This window comes from Streptomyces griseus (assembly GCF_900460065.1).
GTDB classification, from domain to species: Bacteria; Actinomycetota; Actinomycetes; order Streptomycetales; family Streptomycetaceae; genus Streptomyces; species Streptomyces griseus.
This window is the reverse complement of record NZ_UAVD01000012.1, coordinates 19296-38213: the sequence shown is the minus strand read 5'-3', so window position 1 is coordinate 38213 and position 18918 is coordinate 19296. Positions and strand designations below refer to the sequence as shown.

The window sequence follows — 18918 nt, the reverse complement described above, 5'->3', positions numbered from 1 at the left end:
GAAAAGGGGCGGCAGGCCCGAAGGCCCACCGCCCCTTCGTCCGGGCGGAGTTACTGGATGACGGTGATCCGGTCCGTCGCCGGCGGGGCCAGCGGGGCGGTGGCGGAGGAGTGGGCCGCCAGGTAGGCGTTGAACAGGTCCAGGTCGGAGGCGCCGACCAGCTTGTTCGTGCCCTGGCCGAGGGCCGGGAAGCCGTCGCCGCCGCCCGCGAGGAACTCGTTCATCGCGACGCGGTAGGTGCGGGCCGGGTCGATCGCCGCGCCGTTCAGCCTGATGGTGTCGGTGACCACGCGGGCCGCACCGGTCTTCGTCAGGTCCAGGGTGTAGGTGAGGCCCCTGGAGACCTGGAGGATCTTCGGGCTGGCCTCGTTGGGCCCGCTGACCTGCTGCTGGAGCGCGCTGACCAACTGGGCGCCGGTCAGGTCGACGACGTTCATCATGTTGGTGAACGGCTGCACGGTGAACGCCTCGCCGTAGGTGACGACCCCGTCGCCCTCACCGCCGGACGCCTTGTGCACCAGGTCCGCGCGGATACCGCCCGGGTTCATGAACGCGACTTCCGCGCCGCCCTTGTCGGCCGGGGCGAGCCCTTCGAGCTGGGCGTCGGCGATGACGTTGCCGAGCGGCTTCTCGGGCGCCGTGGAGCCACGGCCATTGATGTCCGCGCTGATCCAGCCCTGCGGCTTGCCCGCGATCGGGGCGGCGAGCTTGTTCCAGCGGTCGATCAGGCGCGTCATGTCGGTGGCCTTGGCCTGGTCCCGGGTCACGACGTGGTTCGCGGACTTCACCGACGTACGGACGATGTCGTGGGTCCGGCGGTCGTAGGTGAGGGTGGTGTCCGTGTACAGCTTGCCGAACGACGACGCCGAGGTGACCATGCGCGGCTTGCCCGACGGGTCCGGGACCGTGCACACGTACGCCTGGTGGGTGTGGCCCGTGACCAGGGCGTCCACCTTCGGCGTGATGCCCTTCGCGATGTCGACGATCGGGCCGGAGATGCCGTCGCCGGCGCCGGGGCTGTCGCAGTCGTAGTTGTACGAGGTGGAGGCCGGGGCCCCGCCCTCGTGGATCAGCGCGACGATGGACTTGACGCCCTTGCGGTCCAGCTCGCGGGCGTACTTGTTGATCGTCTCGACCTCGTCGTGGAACTTGAGCCCCTTGACGCCGTTCGCGGTGACGATGTCCGGGGTGCCCTCCAGCGTCACCCCGATGAAGCCGATCTTGACACCGTTCTTCTTCCAGACGGTGTACGGCTTCAGCAGGGGCTTGCCGGTCTTCTCCTTCGTCACGTTGGCCGCGAGGTAGGGGAAGTCCGCTCCCTTGAACTTCTTGCCCTTCTCGTAGCAGCCCTCGACCGGGTGGCAGCCGCCGTTCTGGAGGCGGGCCAGCTCGGCCGCGCCCTCGTCGAACTCGTGGTTGCCGACCGCCGAGACGTCCAGGTCGAGGCCGTTCAGCGCCTCGATCGTCGGCTCGTCGTGGAAAAGGCCCGACAGCAGCGGGCTCGCGCCGACCATGTCGCCGCCGGCCGCCGTGACGGAGTACGGGTTGCCCTGGCGCGCGGTGCGCAGCGAGGTCGCCAGGTACTCGACGCCACCGGCCGGGATCGCCTTCACCGTGCCGTCGGGCTGCGTCTCGGAGACGTTGCCCGCCGAACCGGCCGGCGGCTCCAGGTTGCCGTGCAGGTCGTTGAACGACAGCAACTGCACGTCGACGGTACGGGGCTTGTGGCCGTTCCCGTGGCCGTGGCCATGGCCGTCGCCCCGGTCGTGGGCGCCGGCCGGCATCGCGGCGACGAGCGCGCCCACGGTGGCCAGTCCGGCCGCGGCGGCGAGCACCCGCCGTGTCGCACGGTTCTTCTGCGGAGTCGCTGACATCGGTCCCCTTGTGTGTCAGTGCTGTCGGTGGTGGCAGTCGTGTCGCTGGTGTCACGTCTGGGATCCTGCGAGCCGCAGCCTAGAGTCAACGCGCGTAGCGCAACAGGTGTTCGGGGTTACGGACTGGTTGCCATCCGGCCACATGGCCGGTCAGCACCCTCCAGGACCGCACACGGGCGCGCCTCCCGCCCCGTCCGCGGCCCCGCGAACCCGCCGCGCCCCCGCCGGGCGCACCGCTCGCCGTACGCTCGGAGGCATGACGACTGACGCACCCCTCCCCGCTCCCGGACGCGAGGTCCACACCCTCGACGCACTCGACTCCGCGCAGGCCGAATCCGTCCTCGCCCTGCTCTCCGAGGCCGCCCGGTCGGACGGTCGGCAGGCGGTCTCCGAGCAGGGCAGGCTCCGGATCCGGGGCGGACACCGCGACGGCGTACGGCACTTCCTCCTCACCGTCGACGGGGCCCTCGCCGGCTACGCCCAGCTGGAGGACACCGACCCGGTCGAGGCCCCGGCCGCCGAGCTGGTCGTCCACCCCGACCGGCGCGGCCACGGGCACGGCCGGGCGCTCGGCGCGGCCCTCCTCGCCGCGACCGGCAAGCGGCTGCGGGTCTGGGCGCACGGCGGCAGCTCCGCCGCCCGTCACCTGGCCCAGGTCCTCGGCCTCTCCCTCTTCCGCGAGCTGCGCCAGCTCCGGCGGAGCCTGGTCCCGCTCGACCTCGCGGAACCGGTGCTCCCGGAGGGCGTCACCGTGCGGACCTTCGAGCCGGGCCGCGACGACGCCGCCTGGCTCGCCGTGAACCGCGCCGCTTTCGCCCACCACCCCGAGCAGGGGTCCCTGACCCAGCAGGACCTGGACGACCGCAAGGCCGAGCCCTGGTTCGACCCGAAGGGCTTCTTCCTGGCCGAGCGGGACGGGGAGATCGTCGGCTTCCACTGGACGAAGGTGCACGCCGAGGAACGGCTCGGCGAGGTGTACGTCGTCGGCGTGCTGCCCGAGGCCCAGGGCGGCGGCCTCGGCAAGGCGCTGACCTCGATCGGCCTGCACCACCTGGCCGCCGAGGCGCTGCCCACCGCGATGCTCTACGTGGACGCGGACAACACGGCGGCCGTGACGGTGTACGAGCGCATGGGCTTCACCACGCACGAGGTGGACCTGATGTACCGCACGGAGTCCTGAACCCTCCGTCAGACGGTCCCGGGGCGGCGTCACTTGACGCCGCCCCTTCTTTGCACCACCCTTTCACTACTCAATTAGTGAAAGGGTGGTGCAGCGCATGACAGCCGAATCCGCAGCGGTCGAGTTCCGCATCGACCGGCGCAGCGGCGTCGCCACCTATCTCCAGATCGTCCAGCAGACGAAGCAGGCCCTGCGCCTGGGCGTGCTCGAACCGGGCGACCGGCTGCCGACCGCCCGCGAGGTCGTCGAAGCCACCGCGATCAACCCGAACACCGTCCTCAAGGCCTACCGCGAACTGGAGCGCGAAGGGCTCGTCGAGGCCCGCCGGGGGCTCGGGACCTTCGTCCGCAGGACGCTGGGCGGCGCGGCCGACGCGACCGCCGCCGACGCCCCGCTGCGCACCGAACTCGCCGACTGGGCCCGCCGGGCCCGGGCGGCCGGGCTGGAGAAGGACGACGTCGGCGCACTTTTCACCGCCGTACTGGACAGCACGTACAAGGGGGACGAGGAACGATGAACGGCGTCGCGATCGAGGCACGAGGCCTCGCAAGGACCTACGGGCGCGGAGGAGGCGGACACCGCGCCCTGCACGACTGCTCCTTCCGGCTGCCCGCCGGCCGCGTCTGCGCCCTCGTCGGGCCCAACGGCGCGGGCAAGTCGACCCTGTTGAACCTGGCGGCCGGGCTGGACCGCCCCGGCGCCGGAACCCTGTCCGTCCTCGGCTCCCGCGACCCCGCCGCCGTGCGCGGCCGGATCGCCCACGTCGCCCAGGACAAGCCGCTGTATCCCCAACTCACCGTCGCCGACACGCTCTGGGCGGGCGCCGAACTGAACCCGGGCCGCTGGGACCGTGCCACCGCCGACCGGGTCGCCGGGACACTGCCGGGCACCGCCCGCGTCCGCGCCCTCTCCGGCGGGCAGCGCACCCGGCTCGCGCTGGCCCTCGCGCTCGGCAAGCGGCCCGAACTGATGCTGCTGGACGAGCCGATGGCCGACCTCGACCCGCTCGCCCGGCACGAGCTGATGGGCGTGCTGATGGCGGAGGCCGCCGAGCACGGCACCAGCATCGTGATGTCCTCGCACATCCTCACCGAGCTGGAGGGCGCCTGCGACTACCTGCTGTTCGTCGACGGCGGGCGCGTCCGGCTCGGCGGTGAGGCCGAGGACATCGTCTCCGCCCACGCCCTGCTCACCGGCCGGGACGGGGACCTGGCCCCGCACACCGTCGTCGAGTCCCGCACCACGGGACGCCAACTCACCGCACTGGTGAGGAAGGAGGGCCCCGTGGACACCACCGCCTGGTCCGTCTCGGAACCGTCCCTGGAGGAGCTGCTGCTCGCCCACCTCCGCGCCCCGGACGCCCCGCCGCTGCTGACGCCGAGCGCCGTCCCCGGCGCGGTCCGCGAGGCGGTGGCGTCCGCGTGAGCAGCACCCTCACTCCCCCGAGGCCCGACGCCGCCACCCCGGCCGCCACCACCCCGCGCGGGTCCGTCCGGGTGCTGCTGCGTCTGCACCGCAAGGCCCTGTGGGCGGGGGCCGCCCTGCTGGTCCTCGGCATCGGCGGCGTCGTCGCGCTGCGCATATGGATGGCCTCGGCGAAGGAACGGTGCGCCGACGGCGACATCACCCCGTGCGGCGGCTCCGTCTACCAGGCCAGCTACGCCCGCACGTCCAGCGAGACCTTTCTCGCCGAGGGCGGTACGGCGCTGCTCCTGCTGGCGGTGCTCGTCGGCGTCTTCGTGGCAGGGCCCCTGATCGCCCGCGAGCTGGAGAGCGGCACGTTCCGGCTGGCCTGGGCGCAGTCGGTCTCCCCCGCCCACTGGCTCGCCGCCCGGCTGGCGGTGCCCGCGGCGCTGACGGTCGTCGGGATGACGGTCCTGGTCCTGGTCTACCGCTGGGGCCTGTGGGCGTTCCGCGGCTACCCGTACTCCTATCTCACCCGGCCGTACGACTCCGGCATCTTCCCCGGAACCGGGCCGGCCGTCCTCGGCCACGCGCTCCTGGCCGTGGCCGTGGGCGCCCTGTGCGCGGTGCTCGTACGCCGCACGCTGGCGGCCGTCTCCCTCACGGTCGTCGTCCTCGGGGCGGTGGGCCTCGCCCTGGCCACGTGGCGGCACCTCCTCTGGCCGACCGTCCTGCGGACCGGCCCCGATCCCGTGGACATCGGAGTCGACGCCTGGGATGTGGACATGGGCATGATCACCGCGTCGGGTGAGCGGCTGCGCTGGGAGGACTGCTACAGCGCCGACATGACGCAGGACATCGCCGCCTGCATGCGCGACCGGGGCGCCGTCGGCCACTTCGCCGAGTACCACCCGCTCTCCCACTACTGGCCCCTCCAGCTCGTCGAGACCGGCGTCCTGCTGGCCCTCGCCGCGCTCGCCGCGTTCGCCGCCTTCCGGGTCCTGCGCCGCCTGCACGGCTGAGCGGACCCGTCCCGCACCACCCGCCGTCCGGGCCCCGCGAGGGGTGGGCCCGGACGGCGGGCACGTACGCACACCCCTGCGAACCCGTACACCCCCCGGGGGAAAGCCCCCACACTCCGAACACGTACAGTGACGGCGAGTCCCATCCGCAGGCACACCGCTTCCTGTACGTCATGTCGCCGTTACCGGCCATTCAGACGCCCTTGCGACCCTCACGGGATGCAGCCAGCTGTGCCCGCCCCCCGCCGCAACGGGAGAGCCCGGGGAGACTCCGCTCAGGGCTCCTCCGGGCGTGACCCGGGGTTTCCCGGGCCTTCCGCGATCTTTCCGGGCTCCGACGCGCCTGAGAAGCGCTCAGCGCGGAACAATAGGTCCATGAGCCAGCAGCCCAGCTCCGAGGTCCCGGTCCAGCCCGCCGCCCAGCCGTCCGTCGGTTCGCTCGCCGCGCACCGGCCGCACGCCACCCCCGCGTCCAACGGGGTGGGCTTCTCCACCGCCGCCGATCTGGGGCCGGACCTGGACGCCGACGCGGACGCCTACGAGCCCGACCGGGACGGCGACGAGCTGCCCCAGGGCCGCTTCCTGGACCGCGAACGCAGCTGGCTCGCGTTCAACGAACGCGTCCTGGAACTGGCCGAGGACCCCGCCACGCCCATCCTGGAACGGGCCAACTTCCTCGCCATCTTCGCCTCCAACCTGGACGAGTTCTTCATGGTCCGGGTGGCCGGCCTCAAGCGCCGCATCGCCACCGGCGTCGCCACCCGCTCCGCCTCCGGCCTCCAGCCCCGCGAGGTCCTCGACCTCATCTGGACCCGCTCGCGCGAGCTCATGGCCCGGCACGCCGCCTGCTACCAGCAGGACATCGCCCCGGACCTGTCCGACGAGGGCATCCAGCTGATCCGCTGGCCGGACCTGACCGAGAAGGAGCAGGCCCGCCTGTTCACCTTCTTCCGGCAGCGCGTCTTCCCGGTCCTGACCCCGCTGGCCGTCGACCCCGCGCACCCCTTCCCGTACATCTCCGGGCTCTCCCTCAACCTCGCCGTCGTCGTCCGCAACCCGGTGAGCGGCCACCGCCACTTCGCCCGGGTCAAGGTCCCGCCGCTGCTGACCCGCTTCCTGGAGGCCTCGCCCCAGCGTTACGTCCCCATCGAGGACGTCATCGCGGCCCACCTGGAGGAGCTGTTCCCGGGCATGGAGGTGCTGGCGCACCACATGTTCCGGGTCACCAGGAACGAGGACCTGGAGGTCGAGGAGGACGACGCGGAGAACCTCCTCCAGGCGCTGGAGAAGGAGCTCATGCGCCGCCGCTTCGGCCCGCCGGTCCGCCTGGAGGTCGAGGAGTCCATCGACCCGTACGTGCTGGACCTGCTGGTCCGCGAGCTGAAGGTGTCCGACGCGGAGGTCTACCCGCTGCCCGGCCCGCTCGACCTGACCGGCCTCTTCGCCATCGCCTCGCTGGACCGGCCCGAGCTGAAGTACCCGAAGTTCGTCGCGGGCACCCACCGGGACCTGGCCGAGGTGGAGTCCGCCTCGGCGCCCGACATCTTCGCCGCCCTGCGCGAGCGGGACGTGCTGCTCCACCACCCGTACGACTCGTTCTCCACCTCCGTCCAGGCGTTCCTGGAACAGGCCGCGGGCGACCCGGACGTGCTGGCCATCAAGCAGACGCTGTACCGCACCTCCGGCGACTCCCCGATAGTGGACGCCCTCATCGACGCCGCCGAGTCCGGCAAGCAGGTCCTCGTCCTCGTCGAGATCAAGGCCCGCTTCGACGAGCAGGCCAACATCAAGTGGGCCCGCAAGCTGGAGGAGGCGGGCTGCCACGTCGTCTACGGACTCGTCGGGCTGAAGACCCACTGCAAGCTCTCCCTCGTCGTCCGCCAGGAGGGCGACACCCTGCGCCGCTACTCCCACGTCGGCACCGGCAACTACCACCCCAAGACGGCCCGGCTGTACGAGGACCTCGGCCTGCTCACCGCGGACCCGCAGGTCGGGGCGGACCTCTCCGACCTGTTCAACCGGCTCTCCGGCTACTCCCGCCGCGAGACCTACCGCCGCCTGCTGGTCGCCCCGAAGTCCCTGCGCGACGGGCTGATCGCCCGGATCAACAAGGAGATCGCCCACCACCGGGCGGGCCGCCCCGCCTACGTCCGGTTCAAGGTCAACTCGATGGTCGACGAAGCGATCATCGACGCCTGCTACCGGGCCGCCCAGGCGGGCGTCCCCGTCGACATCTGGGTGCGCGGGATCTGCGCGATCCGCCCCGGCGTCGCCGGGCTCTCCGAGAACATCCGGGTCCGCTCCATACTCGGCCGCTTCCTCGAACACTCCCGGGTCTTCTCCTTCGGCAACGGCGGCGAGCCCGAGGTGTGGTTCGGCAGCGCCGACATGATGCACCGCAATCTCGACCGCCGGATCGAAGCCCTGGTCCGGGTCACCGACCCCGCCCACCGCGCCGCACTCAGCCGACTCCTGGAGACCGGTATGGCCGACACCACCTCCTCCTGGCACCTGGGCCCCGACGGTGACTGGACCCGGCACGCCACCGACGCGGACGGCCAGCCGCTGCGGCACGTCCAGGAAATGCTCATCGACGCCCGGAGGCGCAGGCGTGCGACGCCCTGACCAGCAGACGACGACCCGGCCGACGCCGGACGCGGCCCCCGGCCCCACCCCGGACACGCCGCCCGCCGAGGCCACCCGCCCGGGCCCGGGGGCCCTCCCCTCCGGGGCGGGGGCACAGCAGCCCACCGACAGGATCGGACCGGGGGCACAGCACCTCGCCGACGCCACCGGACCGGGGGCACAGCACCTTCCCGGCGGCACCGGCGCGGCGCGCCGCCCGGACCCCGCCGGCAGCCGAGCCGACGGGCACCGCCCCACCGGCTCCCACCCCGCCGGTTCCCACCCCGCCGGAGCCCGGCCCACCGGAGCCCGCTCCGCCGGGGACCTGACCACGGAGGCGGCCCTCGCGCCCTACCTCCGGGGGCAGGCCGCGGAGTTCCTGCGGAGCCTGCGCCTGCACCACGAGCACAGCGCCCCCGCGGACTCCGGCGGCCAGGACGCCGCGGCCGCCACCCGCGCACTGCGCCGCTCCGCCCGCCGGATCAGCGGCTGCCTGCACACCTTCCGGGCCGCGCTCGACCCGCTCTGGGCCGATCAGCTCCGCGCCGAACTGGCCTGGCTCTCCGGCATCCTCGCCCGCGAACACGCCTACGCGGACCGCCTCACCCGGCTCGTCGAGGCCCTGCACCAGCTCTCCGGCCCCGCCCTCCCCGCCGCCCGGGGCGTCCGGGCCGCCGGGGACGGCGCCACCTCCGACGCCCAGGGCCGCGCCGCCCTCGGGGTCGGCGCCGCACGGGCGGGGGCGCTGCTGGAACGCCGCCTCACCCTCGCCCGGACCCGGTCCCACTCCGCGGCCCTCCAGGCGCTCGGCTCCTCCCGCTTCCACGCCGTCGCCGACGCCGTCGCGCTCCTGGCCTCCGACGTCCCGCTGGCCCCGGGCCCCGCCGGCCGGACCGCCGAGGCCCTCCTGGAGCCCGCCGAACACGCCGAGCAACGCCTCCTCACCGCCGTGGCCGCCCTGCCGCCCGCCGACACGGAGCCGTACAACGAGGCGCAGGACGCGGCGTGGCACCAGACCCGCCTGCTGCTGCGGCTGCACCGGTACGCCCACGAGGTCGTCCTCGGCGCCACCGACCCGGCCCTGACCGGCGCGGGCCACGCCCTCGACCTGCACCGGGACGCCGTCGAGGCGGCCGGGGCGGCGGCAGCGGCGGCCCGCACCCCCCGGATCGCCCCGGCCACGGCGTACGCGCTGGGCGTCCTCCACGCCGACCAGCGCCACGAGGTGGAGGCGGCGCGGGCGGTGTTCCGGGAGACCTGGCCGTACACCGTGGCGCTGAGCGCCTCATGAGCGCGGGCCCCCGGGCCACCGGTCCCGCGAAGCACCGCACCGGCACCGTCCGGGCCGCGGGCTGCGTGCTGTGGCGCCGCGCCCCGGGCGGGAGGGGGATCGAGGTCTGCCTGGTGCACCGGCCCCGCTACGACGACTGGTCCTTCCCGAAGGGCAAGCTGAAGCGCGGCGAGGAGCCACTGGCCGCCGCCGTACGGGAAGTGCTGGAGGAGACCGGCCACCACTGCGCCCCGGGGGAGCCGCTGCCGACCTCCCGCTACCCGGTGGACGGCCGGCCCAAGGAGGTCTCCTACTGGGCGGCCGAGGCGACCGGCGGCTCCTTCACCGCCAACGCCGAGGTGGACCGCATCCTGTGGCTGGCCCCCGACGCCGCCCGCGTCCGGCTCACCCAGCCCCGCGACGTCCGGCAGCTGACCGCCCTGCTGGACACCCTCGCCGCGCCCTGAGCCCGGCCCCGGCCCGCACACCCGTCCCCGTACCGCTTCACGCACCGGCTCGCGAACCACTACACGGATCGGCTCACGGACCGGCCACCCGCCCGGCTCACGGACCGGTCCACGGACCGGTCCGCCGTCCGGACCCGCGCCCGATCCCGGCCCTGCCCCCGCCCGCCCCTTCCCGGGCACCGCCCGTTCCGCGCCCCCGACCGGCCCGCACCCGCCTGCCCGACACGGTTCACCTGCCGTTCACTCTCCCCCGTCGGCGGCTTCACCTGTTCTGCCTAATTTCGGACGTACACGGTGCGCGGCGACAAGCCACAGCACCGCTCCTCATCGCACGCCGTCGTAGAACGAACTGACCACGGCGGCTCCTGGAAGGAACACCCGAAAGTGAAGCTTCAGCGCAAGAACCGGCTTCGTGCCACCGCGCTCGGTGCCCTCGCCGTCTCCGGCGCCCTGGTCCTCACGGCGTGCGGTTCGGACGACAACACCGGCGGCGGTACGACCGGGACGGGCGAGAAGACGACCGCCGCGTCCAACGTCGACTGCGGCAAGGCCAAGGGCCAGCTGCGCGCCTCCGGCTCCAGCGCCCAGAAGAACGCCATGGACCTCTGGGTCAAGAACTACATGGCCGCCTGCTCCGGCGTGGAGATCAACTACAACTCCTCCTCCTCCGGCGAGGGCATCGTCGCCTTCAACCAGGGCACCGTCGGCTTCGCCGGCTCCGACTCGGCGCTGAAGCCCGAAGAGGTCGCCGACTCCAAGAAGATGTGCAAGACCGGCCAGGGCATCAACCTCCCGATGGTCGGCGGCCCCGTCGCGATCGGCTTCAAGCTGGACGGCGTCGACAGCCTCACGCTGGACGCCCCGACCCTCGCCAAGATCTTCGACAGCAAGATCAAGAAGTGGAACGACCCGGCGATCGCCAAGCTGAACGACGGCGTCGAGCTCCCGGACAAGGCCATCCAGGCCTTCCACCGCTCCGAGGACTCCGGCACCACGCAGAACCTCGGCAAGTACCTCGGCGCCGCGGCCCCGAACGACTGGAAGTACGAGGCCGAGAAGAAGTGGCCGGCCCCCGGTGGCCAGGCCGCCTCCGGCTCCTCCGGCGTCGCCGCCCAGGTCAAGCAGGTCGACGGCGCGATCGGCTACTTCGAGCTCTCCTACGCCAAGTCCCAGTCCATCCCGACCGTGGACATCAACACCGGCGGCGCCGCCCCGGTGAAGGCCACCTCGGAGAACGCCTCCAAGGCCATCGCCGCCGCCAAGATCAAGGGCACCGGCAAGGACCTGGCGCTCGACCTCGACTACACCACCAAGGCCGAGGGCGCCTACCCGCTGGTCCTGGTGACGTACGAGGTCGTCTGCGACAGCGGCAACAAGCCCGAGACGCTCGACACCGTCAAGTCCTTCCTCTCCTACGCCGCCTCCGACGACGGCCAGAAGATCCTGACCGACGCCGGCTACGCGCCGATCCCGGCCGAGATCAACGCCAAGGTCCGCGAGACCATCGGCTCCCTCTCCTGACACCCGGGGCGGCCGGGCCCACCCGGCCCGGCCGCCCACCGGCGCGACCCGTCGACGGCGCCCCGCGCCACCGGCGTGACGCGTCACCGGCAGGCCGGCCCGGCGCACCCCTCCGGACCGGCCCGCCTCCCGCCCACTCTCCATCCGGTGCACCGCCGCCAGGGGAGCACACCGCTCCCCCACACAGACCGGAAAGACCATGGCTTCCACCACACCGATAGACACGCCACCGGCGCCGCCGGTCCCGCGGCCCAGCCCCCGGTCCACCGGGCGCATGGGCGACAAGATCTTCCTGGGCCTCTCCCGCGGCTCGGGCATCCTGCTGCTCGTGATCATGGCGTCGATCGCCGTGTTCCTCACCTACCGCTCGGTGCTCGCCATCTCGAAGGACGAGGGCAACTTCCTCACCACCTTCGACTGGAACCCGGCCGGCGACCCGCCGGTCTTCGGCATCGCGGTCCTGCTCTTCGGCACCGTCGTCAGCTCGATCATCGCGATGGTCATCGCGGTTCCGATCGCTGTCGGCATCGCCCTGTTCATCTCGCACTACGCGCCGCGCAAGCTGGCCGCCCCCATCGCGTACGTGGTCGACCTGCTCGCCGCCGTGCCGAGCATCGTCTACGGCATCTGGGGCGCGCTCGTCCTGGTGCCGTACCTGGAGGGCCTGAACCTCTGGCTCGACCAGTTCTTCGGCTGGACGTACATCTTCGAGAAGACCGAGGTCGGCGTCGCCCGCTCGCTCTTCACCGTCGGCATCCTGCTCGCGATCATGATCCTGCCGATCGTGACCAGCGTCAGCCGCGAGGTCTTCCTCCAGGTCCCGAAGATGAACGAGGAGGCCGCGCTCGCGCTCGGCGCCACCCGCTGGGAGGTCATCCGCCTCTCGGTGCTGCCCTTCGGCCGCTCCGGCATCATCTCCGCCTCGATGCTCGGCCTCGGCCGCGCGCTCGGCGAGACGATGGCCGTCGCCACGGTCCTCTCCCCGAGCTTCCTCATCTCGCTGCACCTGCTCAACCCGGGCGGCGGGACGTTCGCCCAGAACATCGCGGCCAAGTTCGGCGAGGCCGACGCGTTCGGGCGGGACGCCCTGATCGCCTCCGGCCTCGTCCTCTTCGTCCTCACCCTGCTGGTCAACGGCGCGGCCCGGCTCATCATCGCCCGCCGCAAGGAGTACTCGGGGGCCAACGCATGAGCCACGCACCCACCGGCGTCATCGAGCGCCCCACGCCCGCATCGCCCGGTCCCAAGAGCAGCCTCGGCAGCCGCTCCCTGCCCCGCCTCGCACCGCTCGGCTTCGCCGTCGTCTCGGTCGCGCTCGGCGTCGGCGTCTCGCTGGCCGCCGGCTGGGAGAGCCGCATCCAGTGGGGCCTGATCTCGGCCCTGCTGTTCCTGGCCATCTCCTACGTCGCCACGACGATCGTCGAGAACCAGCGCCAGGCCCGCGACCGGCTCGCCACCAGCGTGATGTGGGTCTGCTTCCTGGTCGCCGTCGTCCCGCTGGCCTCGCTGCTCTGGACGACGATCGTCCGCGGCTCGGAGCGCCTGGACGGCTACTTCCTCACCCACTCGATGGCCGGTGTGCTCGGCTCCGAAGCCAGCGGCGGCGTCTACCACGCGCTGATCGGCACCCTGGAGCAGGTCGGCATCGCCACGGTGATCTCCGCCCCGCTCGGCCTGCTGACCGCCGTGTACCTGGTCGAGTACGGCAAGGGCTCGCTGGCCCGGGCCGTCACGTTCTTCGTCGACGTCATGACGGGCATCCCGTCCATCGTGGCCGGTCTCTTCATCCTGTCGATCATGCTGATGTTCAGCCTGGAGCCCTCCGGCCTGATGGGCGCGCTGGCCCTGACGATCCTGATGGTCCCCGTCGTGGTCCGCTCCACCGAGGAGATGCTCAAGCTCGTCCCCAACGAGCTGCGCGAGGCCTCCCTCGCCCTCGGCATCCCGAAGTGGCGCACCATCCTGAAGGTGGTCCTGCCCACCGCGATCGGCGGCATCACCACGGGCGTCATGCTCGCCATCGCCCGTATCGCCGGTGAGACCGCGCCGATCATCCTGCTGGTCTTCGGCAGCCAGCTGATCAACACGAACCCCTTCGAAGGCGCCCAGTCCTCGCTGCCGTTCTACATCTACGAGCAGTACCGGATCGGCGAGGCCGCGTCCTACGACCGTGCCTGGGCCGCGGCCCTGGTGCTGATCGCCTTCGTCATGATCCTGAATCTGGTGGCCCGCGGCATCGCCCGCTGGAAGGCCCCGAAGACCGGTCGCTGACGCGGCCACAGCGACCTCCCGAAAGAAGCAGTGATTCCCATGGCCAAGCGCATCGACATCAGCGGCCTCAACGCCTTCTACGGCAGCCACAAGGCCATCGAGGACATCTCGATGACCGTGGAGCCCCGCTCCGTGACCGCCTTCATCGGCCCCTCCGGCTGCGGCAAGTCCACCTTCCTGCGCACCCTGAACCGGATGCACGAGGTGACCCCCGGCGGTCGCGTCGAGGGCAAGGTGCTGCTGGACGACGAGAACCTCTACGACGCCAACGTCGACCCGGTCACCGTGCGCCGCACGGTCGGCATGGTCTTCCAGCGGCCCAACCCCTTCCCCACCATGTCGATCTTCGACAACGTGGCGGCGGGGCTGCGGCTGAACGGCAGCTACCGCAAGAGCGAGCTCAACGACATCGTGGAGCGGTCCCTGCGCGGCGCGAACCTCTGGAACGAGGTCAAGGACCGCCTCAACAAGCCCGGCTCCGGCCTCTCCGGCGGCCAGCAGCAGCGCCTGTGCATCGCCCGCGCCATCGCGGTCGAGCCGCAGGTCCTGCTGATGGACGAGCCGTGCTCGGCGCTGGACCCGATCTCGACGCTCGCCATCGAGGACCTGATCGGCGAGCTGAAGGAGCGCTTCACGATCGTCATCGTGACGCACAACATGCAGCAGGCGGCCCGCGTCTCGGACCGCACCGCGTTCTTCAACCTCGCGGCGGTCGGCAAGCCCGGCCGGCTCATCGAGATCGACGAGACGGAGCGGATCTTCTCCAACCCGTCGGTCCAGGCCACCGAGGACTACATCTCCGGCCGCTTCGGCTGAGCCACCCCACAGACAGCCTTGCGGTGCTGCATGGCGGTGCCACCACAAGGCGAAAGGGTCCGCCCCCGTTCTCGTACGAGAACGGGGGCGGACCCACACGTGTAACCTGCCCCGCCGGATCACGCGCACCGGCGGCTCAGCCGAACAGCAGGAAAACCGCTCCGTAGCTCAGCGCGGCGACCAGCGCCGCGGCCGGCATGGTGATGAACCAGCCGAGGATGATGTTCTTCGCGACGCCCCAGCGGACCGCGCTCACGCGCTTGGTGGCCCCGACACCCATGATCGCGGAGGTGATGACGTGCGTCGTCGAGATCGGCGCGTGGAACAGGAACGCCGAACCGAACATGATCGAGGCGCCGGTCGTCTCCGCCGCGAAGCCCTGCGGCGGGTCCAGCTCGATGATCTTGCGGCCGAGGGTCCGCATGATGCGCCAGCCACCCGCGTACGTACCGAGGGAGAGCATCACGGCACAGGCGATCTTGACCCAGACGGGGATCTCGTCGTTGGGGCCCTCGATGTCCGCGATGACCAGGGCCATCACGACGATGCCCATCGTCTTCTGCGCGTCCTGGAGGCCGTGGCCGAGCGCCATGCCCGCCGCCGAGACCGTCTGCGCGATCCGGAAGCCGCGCTTGGCCTTGTGCGGGTTGGCCTTCCGGAACATCCACATGATGCCGACCATCACCAGATAGCCGACGATCAGGCCGATGAACGGGGAGAGGAACATCGGGATGACGATCTTCTCCAGCACGCCGGACCAGATGACGTCCGTGCCGCCGGCCAGCGCCGCCCCGACCATGCCGCCGAACAGGGCGTGCGAGGACGAGGAGGGGAGACCGTAGTACCAGGTGATCAGGTTCCAGATGATCGCGCCGACCAGCGCCGCGAACAGGATCCCCATCCCCTTCTGCCCCACGGGCGTCGCGATCAGGCCCTCGCTGACGGTCTTGGCGACCCCCTGGCCCAGGAAGGCGCCTGCGAGGTTCATCACCGCGGCCATCGCCAGAGCCGCACGCGGGGTCAGCGCCCGGGTGGAGACCGAGGTGGCGATGGCGTTCGCCGAGTCGTGGAAGCCGTTCGTATACGTGAAGCCGAGCGCGACACCGATGGTCACGATCAGCGCAAAGGTGTCCACGAGGTTCAGGACTCCTTGACCGCGATGGTCTCCACGGTGTTGGCGACGTGCTCGAACGCGTCAGCCGCCTCTTCCAGCACATCCACGATCTGCTTGAGCTTCAGCACCTCCATGGCGTCGTACTTGCCGTTGAAGAGGTGGGCCAGCAGCTTGCGGTGGATCTGGTCGGCCTGGTTCTCCAGCCGGTTGACCTCGATCCAGTACTCCGTGAGGTTGTCCATGGTCCGCAGCCCCGGCATGGCCTCGGCGGTCAGTTCCGCCGCCCGGGCCAGCACCTCGATCTGCTGCTCGACACCCTTGGGGAGCTCCTGGACCTGGTAGAGGACGACCAGGTCGACGGCCTCCTCCATGAAGTCCATGATGTCGTCGAGCGAGGACGCCAGGTTGTAGATGTCCTCGCGGTCGAACGGCGTGATGAAGGAGGAGTTCAGCTGGTGGAAGATCGCGTGGGTGGCATCGTCCCCCGCGTGCTCCGCTGCCCGCATACGCTCCGCGATCTCGACTCGGGAGGCAGAATCCGCCCCGAGCAGTTCCATCAGGAGTTTCGAGCCCGTGACAATGTTGTCCGCGGATGCGGAGAACATGTCGTAGAAGCTCGTCTCCCTGGGGGTCAGACGAAAGCGCACGTGGGGTCCTCGGGATGCTCTGGATTCGGTCAGGCTGATGCTAGGCGCATCATCCGGCCACGGCTAACCGGCGTTCTTCAGTGTCGCCCATCGAACAGGCCGATCAGCACGGACCCCCGGTCACGGTTCGGCAGGATTCGTTACGATATACCCGGCAGGGGTATCCATGGGGCACGGTGCGACGGGTGCGGTACAGGGCGGCGGAACCGTCCGGTACGGCCCCCACGGGACAACAGCGGGTCAGGGGTTCCGCATTTCCGCCCTCCGGCGGGGACACTTACCCGCAGGGACACTCAGAGGACAGCAACGGGAGGACGCAGATGACGACGACCGGGACCACAGGGACGGAATCGGCGGGCGTGGCGGCCCCGGACGCGGGGGAGGCCGCTTCTGTGGACATCGTCACCGACCACGACCGCGGCATTCACGGCTACCACCACCAGAAGGACGAGCACCTCAAACGGCTCCGCCGCATCGAGGGCCAGATCCGCGGCCTCCAGCGCATGGTCGACGAGGACGTCTACTGCATCGACATACTCACCCAGGTGTCGGCATCCACCAAGGCGCTCCAGTCCTTCGCCCTCCAGCTGCTGGAGGAGCACCTGCGCCACTGTGTCGCCGACGCGGCCGTCAAGGGCGGCGAGGAGATCGACGCGAAGGTCGAGGAGGCCACCAAGGCCATCGCCCGTCTGCTCCGCACCTGAGGCGCCGCCCCGTGAGCGGTGGCGGTGCGGAGGGAAGGGGCGTCACCCCCGGCGAGCGGCCTGCCGGGGGACCGCCGCCCAGCACTCCGCACCGCGCACGTCGAGCACTTCGTCGATCCGGTCGGGACTGAGGCGTTCCTCGCCCGCCGCCGACGCGGCGATCATCAGCTCGCCGCACAGCTCGATCTCGGCGAGGGCCACACAGTCCTGAGCGTTCGGAGCGCTGAGCGCCACCACCTGCGTCACCTCATCTCTGCCGTCTTCCGGCCGTCACAGGCCCCTGGCACACCGGCCTCCCAGCCTAGGCAACGCGACACCGACCGCGCATGGCACGGACGGACCATTTCACGCCCCCTCCCAACCGACCCCACCCCCGGCCCGACCCGGCCGCCCCCATCGGCCCGCCCCGGACACACCGCACGATCCCGTCCCGGAAGCCTCGCGGCGGCCCGATCCGGACGCGCCGCCGCACCGCGGCCTGTCCCGGCCGTCGGCGCCGACGCCGCCCCGGCCGTCCCGTCGCCCCGCCACCCTCACCCCTGCCGGATCTCGCCGGTGTAGATGGCGTCCTCGTCCGGCAGCGTCACGGTGACCGGCAGCCCGAACCCGTACAGCAGCAGCGTCGACACCACCGACACCTCCGGGCCCTCGGCGGAGCCCGGTCCGTCCGCGGAGAAGGTGAACCGGTGCCGCACCTTCCGCAGCCGGCCGTCCTCGTCCAGGTAGGCGTCGAACGGGACGGTGTCCTTGCTGAACCCTTTCGCCGCCGCGCTCAGCGCCCCGCGCGACTGCGGCGACGCGGCCCGGGCCGCCCGGCCCAGATCCGCGACCCCCCGGTAGTGGTGCACCGCCACCCCGGCCAGCTCGGACTTCCCCGCGTAGCTCACATCGGCCGCGCCGCGCAGCAGTTCGGCCGCCGCCATCGGGTCGGTGACCCCGCCGGTGAGGAGGTTGCCGTCCTTGAGGGCGGTCGTGTCGATCCTGACCCACTTGTCGTCGGGCACCCCGGCGCCGCGGTTCTTCATGTACAGCGCCCCGGGGGCCAGCAGCTCGGTGATCGGCCGGTGTCCGTCCCCGCCCGCGGCCTCCTCGGGCAGCACCACCTTCAGCCGCCCCAGCTGCCGGCGGAAGTCGTACGAACCCTGCCCCCGGATCGTCACCCGCGTCCCGCCGGCCGCCGTCTCCATCGACGTACGGGTCTCGGCGCCACCCGCCTCCACGAGGACGTCCGCCGCCTGACCGAGGAGATCGAGCGGACGGTCCGCGGCCACGGAGCGCCGCCCGGAACCGTCGCTCGCGCCGCTCCCCGCCTCCCCGCCGAGACACCCGGCGCTGACCGCGATCACTCCGGCGGCGGCGAGGGCGCGAACGGTACGGGCCCTGCCTCCGTCCCTGTACTGCTGCACCACCATCGCCTGCCAACCCCCAACGACTACCGCCCGGCCCGAGCCCTCACCCGCCCCGCATAACGACCGCCGCCGCCCCCCGTCACGCGCCCCCGGTGCGTCGCGGCGCGGCGGAGGAGCACGGAGTGCGACGCCCCGGGCTTCCCTCCCAGGGCGGAAGCCCGGGCTCGGCCCCCGTTCGCCGCCCGTGGCCAGTACCGTGGTCGGGTGCATGAGGATCCCCCCGCCACGGCCCGCACCACCGCCCCCCGCACCCGCGCCCGGACGGCCCCGGCTCCCCCGGCCGTCCCCTTCGCGGTCCTGGCCCCCGTCGCCCCGGGGCCCGTGTCCCCCTCCGCCTCCGCTCCCCCACCCGGTCCGCCGCCCGGGCACAGCGCCACGACGATCGAACGCGGCTCGTTCTGTCTGGCCCGCTGCACCTGCGGCTGGTCGGGGCCGGCGCGCAGGTCCCGGGACCTGGCCCGTACCGACGCCGCGAAACACGTCTCCACCCCCTGAGACCACCCGCCCGTCCGCCCGTCCGCCGGACCTGGTCAGAGCACGATCCCCCGGACGCTCGGAGGCGTCCGGGGGATCGGGAGAACCGTGCGATCAGCG

General features: G+C 71.9%; 18 protein-coding genes. 13 read left to right on the top strand and 5 right to left on the bottom strand.

Annotation, left to right across the window (positions count from 1 at the left end; all coding sequences use genetic code 11):
- Nucleotides 1-50: 50 nt before the first annotated feature.
- Complete coding sequence (locus DTB53_RS07020) at nucleotides 51-1874, bottom strand: bifunctional metallophosphatase/5'-nucleotidase (RefSeq protein WP_012380251.1); 1824 nt, start codon at nucleotides 1872-1874, stop codon at nucleotides 51-53.
- A gap of 256 nt (nucleotides 1875-2130) precedes the next feature.
- Here DTB53_RS07020 and mshD point away from each other — a divergent pair, with 256 nt between their 5' ends.
- From mshD to pstB, 11 genes are all read left to right on the top strand, one after another.
- Entirely contained in the window at nucleotides 2131-3054 is a 924-nt protein-coding gene (mshD, locus tag DTB53_RS07015) for a mycothiol synthase (RefSeq protein ID WP_012380250.1), read from the top strand.
- Between the two features lie 97 nt (nucleotides 3055-3151).
- The gene (locus DTB53_RS07010; protein ID WP_042498583.1) at nucleotides 3152-3571 is read left to right on the top strand and encodes a GntR family transcriptional regulator; all 420 of its coding nucleotides are present in this window, start codon (nucleotides 3152-3154) and stop codon (nucleotides 3569-3571) included.
- Nucleotides 3568-4479, top strand: a complete 912-nt coding sequence (locus tag DTB53_RS07005) for an ABC transporter ATP-binding protein (RefSeq protein ID WP_012380248.1) — start codon at nucleotides 3568-3570, stop codon at nucleotides 4477-4479. The genes DTB53_RS07010 and DTB53_RS07005 overlap by 4 nt, the downstream gene beginning before the upstream one ends.
- Nucleotides 4476-5480 carry an ABC-2 membrane transporter-related protein gene (locus DTB53_RS07000; RefSeq protein WP_012380247.1) on the top strand — a complete coding sequence of 335 codons (1005 nt, stop codon included), beginning with the start codon at nucleotides 4476-4478 and terminating at the stop codon, nucleotides 5478-5480. Before DTB53_RS07005 ends, DTB53_RS07000 begins: the two co-directional genes overlap by 4 nt.
- 375 nt (nucleotides 5481-5855) lie before the next feature.
- Nucleotides 5856-8105, top strand: coding sequence for an RNA degradosome polyphosphate kinase (locus DTB53_RS06995; protein ID WP_012380246.1), 2250 nt, complete (start codon nucleotides 5856-5858; stop codon nucleotides 8103-8105).
- Nucleotides 8092-9396 (top strand): CHAD domain-containing protein, encoded by a 1305-nt coding sequence (locus DTB53_RS06990; protein ID WP_012380245.1) that lies wholly within the window; start codon nucleotides 8092-8094, stop codon nucleotides 9394-9396. The genes DTB53_RS06995 and DTB53_RS06990 overlap by 14 nt, the downstream gene beginning before the upstream one ends.
- Nucleotides 9393-9842, top strand: a complete 450-nt coding sequence (locus DTB53_RS06985; RefSeq protein WP_003968100.1) for an NUDIX hydrolase — start codon at nucleotides 9393-9395, stop codon at nucleotides 9840-9842. Before DTB53_RS06990 ends, DTB53_RS06985 begins: the two co-directional genes overlap by 4 nt.
- A 384-nt stretch (nucleotides 9843-10226) precedes the next feature.
- Nucleotides 10227-11363: a phosphate ABC transporter substrate-binding protein PstS gene (gene pstS, locus DTB53_RS06980; RefSeq protein ID WP_003968099.1), complete on the top strand. Its 1137-nt coding sequence runs from the start codon at nucleotides 10227-10229 to the stop codon at nucleotides 11361-11363.
- 199 nt (nucleotides 11364-11562) lie between these two features.
- The gene (gene pstC, locus DTB53_RS06975; RefSeq protein ID WP_003968098.1) at nucleotides 11563-12555 is read left to right on the top strand and encodes a phosphate ABC transporter permease subunit PstC; all 993 of its coding nucleotides are present in this window, start codon (nucleotides 11563-11565) and stop codon (nucleotides 12553-12555) included.
- Entirely contained in the window at nucleotides 12552-13634 is a 1083-nt protein-coding gene (pstA, locus tag DTB53_RS06970; RefSeq protein WP_003968097.1) for a phosphate ABC transporter permease PstA, read from the top strand. The genes pstC and pstA overlap by 4 nt, the downstream gene beginning before the upstream one ends.
- A 39-nt stretch (nucleotides 13635-13673) precedes the next feature.
- A complete protein-coding gene (pstB, locus tag DTB53_RS06965; protein ID WP_003968096.1) occupies nucleotides 13674-14450 on the top strand; it encodes a phosphate ABC transporter ATP-binding protein PstB in 777 nt (258 codons plus the stop codon).
- Between the two features lie 136 nt (nucleotides 14451-14586).
- Here the strand turns inward: pstB and DTB53_RS06960 are convergent, their stop codons facing one another.
- The gene (locus DTB53_RS06960; protein ID WP_003968095.1) at nucleotides 14587-15585 is read right to left on the bottom strand and encodes an inorganic phosphate transporter; all 999 of its coding nucleotides are present in this window, start codon (nucleotides 15583-15585) and stop codon (nucleotides 14587-14589) included.
- A 5-nt stretch (nucleotides 15586-15590) separates the two neighbouring features.
- Nucleotides 15591-16211: a DUF47 domain-containing protein gene (locus DTB53_RS06955; protein WP_003968094.1), complete on the bottom strand. Its 621-nt coding sequence runs from the start codon at nucleotides 16209-16211 to the stop codon at nucleotides 15591-15593.
- A gap of 320 nt (nucleotides 16212-16531) precedes the next feature.
- Here DTB53_RS06955 and DTB53_RS06950 point away from each other — a divergent pair, with 320 nt between their 5' ends.
- The gene (locus tag DTB53_RS06950; RefSeq protein ID WP_003968093.1) at nucleotides 16532-16915 is read left to right on the top strand and encodes a metal-sensitive transcriptional regulator; all 384 of its coding nucleotides are present in this window, start codon (nucleotides 16532-16534) and stop codon (nucleotides 16913-16915) included.
- Nucleotides 16916-16957: 42 nt separating this feature from the next.
- On the opposite strand, the gene DTB53_RS06945 is transcribed toward DTB53_RS06950, so the two are convergent.
- Both DTB53_RS06945 and DTB53_RS06940 read right to left on the bottom strand, forming a co-directional pair.
- Nucleotides 16958-17161, bottom strand: coding sequence for a hypothetical protein (locus tag DTB53_RS06945; RefSeq protein ID WP_012380244.1), 204 nt, complete (start codon nucleotides 17159-17161; stop codon nucleotides 16958-16960).
- Nucleotides 17162-17448: 287 nt separating this feature from the next.
- Nucleotides 17449-18327 (bottom strand): SCO4651 family lipoprotein, encoded by an 879-nt coding sequence (locus DTB53_RS06940; RefSeq protein WP_003968091.1) that lies wholly within the window; start codon nucleotides 18325-18327, stop codon nucleotides 17449-17451.
- A gap of 201 nt (nucleotides 18328-18528) precedes the next feature.
- Here DTB53_RS06940 and DTB53_RS06935 point away from each other — a divergent pair, with 201 nt between their 5' ends.
- Nucleotides 18529-18819, top strand: coding sequence for a hypothetical protein (locus tag DTB53_RS06935; RefSeq protein ID WP_030705857.1), 291 nt, complete (start codon nucleotides 18529-18531; stop codon nucleotides 18817-18819).
- Nucleotides 18820-18918 lie beyond the last annotated feature (99 nt).